General features: G+C 61.6%; 3 protein-coding genes and 1 pseudogene. 3 read left to right on the top strand and 1 reads right to left on the bottom strand.

Annotated elements, in window-relative coordinates; all coding sequences use genetic code 11:
* The coding region (locus EN914_RS30900; RefSeq protein WP_127389494.1) for an FAD-dependent oxidoreductase at window positions 1–717 on the bottom strand (717 nt) is incomplete at its 3' end.
* Between the two features lie 202 nt (window positions 718–919).
* Here EN914_RS30900 and EN914_RS30895 point away from each other — a divergent pair.
* From EN914_RS30895 to EN914_RS30885, 3 genes and pseudogenes are all read left to right on the top strand, one after another.
* On the top strand, window positions 920–1,390 hold the full coding sequence (locus EN914_RS30895) for an RDD family protein (protein WP_024504695.1): 471 nt from the start codon (window positions 920–922) through the stop codon (window positions 1,388–1,390).
* Window positions 1,391–1,530: 140 nt separating this feature from the next.
* Window positions 1,531–2,295 (top strand): arginyltransferase, encoded by a 765-nt coding sequence (locus tag EN914_RS30890; protein WP_024504696.1) that lies wholly within the window; start codon window positions 1,531–1,533, stop codon window positions 2,293–2,295.
* Window positions 2,296–2,423: 128 nt separating this feature from the next.
* A pseudogene (locus tag EN914_RS30885) lies at window positions 2,424–2,770 on the top strand (EamA/RhaT family transporter); the annotation flags it as partial.

Raw genomic sequence — 2,770 nt, 5'->3', positions numbered from 1 at the left:
CTCCTTCACCGCGCTGCCCAGCCGGATGGTCATGCCGCGATCGCGCATCTGGTGGATGAAATCGTCGACGATCTCGCGGTCGACGAAATCGAGGATGGAGTTGCGCGGCTCGACCAAGGTTACCGGCACGTCGAGCGCGGAAAAGATCGTCGCATATTCGACGCCGATGACGCCGGCGCCGATCACGGTCAGCGTGCGCGGCAAGCGATCAAGCTCCAGCATCTCGTCGCTGTCGAAGACGCGGGTCTTGTCGAAAGGCACCTCGCGCGGGCGGTGCGGCCTGGTGCCGACCGCTATCAGCGCATTGGCAAAACCGACCTCGCTGTAATCGCCGGTGTCTGATGTCAGGCTGACCTTGTTGGGGCCAAGGAATTTCACCGCGGCGCGAGCGCTCTTGACCGTGTTGCGCATGAACTGGTGCTGCAGCACCTCGACCTCATGGTCGAGCGTCTTGTGCAGGCGCTCGACCAGATCGCCGACCGAAATATCCTGCTTGACCCGGTAGCCGCGCCCGTAGAAGCCGCGCTCGCGCCAGCCCGAAAGATTGAGCACCGTTTCGCGCAGCGTTTTCGATGGGATGGTGCCGGTATGCACCGAGACACCGCCCAGACGCCGGCCGCGGTCGACCACCAGCACGGACTTGCCGAGCTTGGCCGACTGCACCGCGGCACGGCGGCCGGAAGGTCCGCTGCCGATGACCAGCATGTCGTAGTCCATATTGCCCCGTCCCCTGTGCGCTCTGCTGCGCTGCAACAAGCTAATGCTATCCGCGCCGCAAATTCAACCAGTTCACATCGGGCCCGACGCCATCGAAGCTGGAGCACCGCTGGAAGCGCGATCTTGATTCCGCCACAGGCCTTCACCATTTCATGGCTGAGCGGTCCGCACCCTATGTCGGACCTTGTTACGAGGAAATGACATGAACGCGCGCGTTCTCGACGGCGAACTCATCACCAGCAGGCTCGACGATGTCAGGGCCTATGACGGCGTGCGCACGAAGCGCATCTTCGCCTTCATGATCGACTATGTCATCGTCGCGCTGCTCACCATTCCGTTTGCCATTCTGGTGTTCTTCCTCGGGCTTTTGACCCTCGGGCTTGGCTGGATGCTGTTCGGCATCCTGTTGCCGACTGTGGCCATCCTCTACATCTGGAACACGCTGGGCAGCACCGATCAGGCCACCACGGGCATGAAGATGATGGGTATCCGGCTCGACCGGCTCGACGGCAGGCCAATCGACGGCCTCACTGCGGTTGTCCATTCGGTGCTGTTCTGGGCCGGCAATGTCATCCTGTCGCCGCTTGTCCTGCTGGTGACGCTGTTTTCCGACCGCAAACGCACCTTGCACGATCTTTTGCTTGGCACGGTCGTCAGCCGCACCGACCGCTGAAACGGCCCTCTGAAGAGCAGTCGCAACCGATTGAGCACAAATGTGAAGGCGTCGAGTCGACCGCGCCCACATAATCCTGTTGAATTTTTCGCCGTCCGCGCCAAAGGTAGAGTGATTCGAAGGAGTGTTTCCAAGGCTCGATGACGCAGCATCCGACCCAGTCGCCGCAGTTCTTCCTGACCGCGCCGTCGCCGTGCCCCTATCTCGACGGCCAGTTCGAGCGCAAGGTGTTCACGCATCTGGTTGGCGACAAGGCGGCGGAGATGAACGACCTCTTGACGCAAGGCGGCTTCCGGCGCTCGCAGAACATCGCCTACAGGCCGGCCTGCGAGACCTGCCGCGCCTGCGTTTCGGTACGCATCCTCGCCCAGGAATTCGTCGCCAGCCGCAACATGAAGCGCGTGCTGCAGCACAATTCCGATCTCGTCGGCTACATGCACAATGCCGAGCCCTCGACCGAACAATATTCCCTGTTCCGCAGCTACCTCGATGCCCGCCACCGCCGTGGCGGCATGTCCGACATGACGGTGCTCGACTATGCGATGATGGTCGAGGACACCCATGTCGACACCAAGGTGATCGAATATCGGCGGCGTGGACCCGACACCTTCATCACCGGCAAGGGACAGGGCGAGCTGATCGCGGTGGCGCTCACCGACAAGATGGCTGACGGCCTGTCGATGGTCTACTCCTACTTCAATCCCGATTTCGAGGAGCGGTCGCTCGGCACGTTCATGATCCTCGACCACATCGCCCGCGCCAGGGCGATGGGTCTGCCCCATGTCTATCTCGGCTACTGGGTCAACGGCTCGCGCAAGATGAATTATAAGATGCGCTTCATGCCGCAGGAGCATCTCGGCCCCAAGGGCTGGGAACGCTACATCAACGAAGCGGTTTCACGCTGAGCTTTTCCAAGGTCCGCCTTTAAACTGTTTCAAGGCAGGGGATGCTGGTCTTTCAGCCGGTTGGCTGGAGAGAGTGCGCCATTGCACCGGCCGGCCGCCAGCCTGCATTTCATTGCGAAAGTTCCTGCATGTCCTCTCATCACGATCACCAGAAAGGTCTTTTGATAACCGCCATCGGCGGGCTCACGCTGACTGTCGACATACCGTTGATCCGCCTCGCCGACGGTGGCGCATGGACGATCATGCTGCTGCGCACCGGCACAACTTTCGTCGCGGCCATGGTCATCTGGTCGGTCTGGCGGGCACTCAGCCGAAACGCCCCGCCGCTGATCCCCGGCTGGTCCGGCCTGATCGTGGCGATATGCTACGGGCTGACCGGGATCACCTTCGTCACCGCCGTCTACCACACCTCGACCGCCGACCTGGTGTTCATCCTGGCCTTCAACACCGTCTTTGCGGGGTTGCTGTCCTGGAT

The sequence above is a fragment of the Mesorhizobium sp. M7A.F.Ca.CA.001.08.2.1 genome (genome assembly GCF_003998455.1).
Classification (GTDB): Bacteria; Pseudomonadota; Alphaproteobacteria; order Rhizobiales; family Rhizobiaceae; genus Mesorhizobium; species Mesorhizobium ciceri.
Note: the sequence above shows the minus strand (reverse complement) of the source record. Positions and strands in the feature narration are given on the sequence as shown.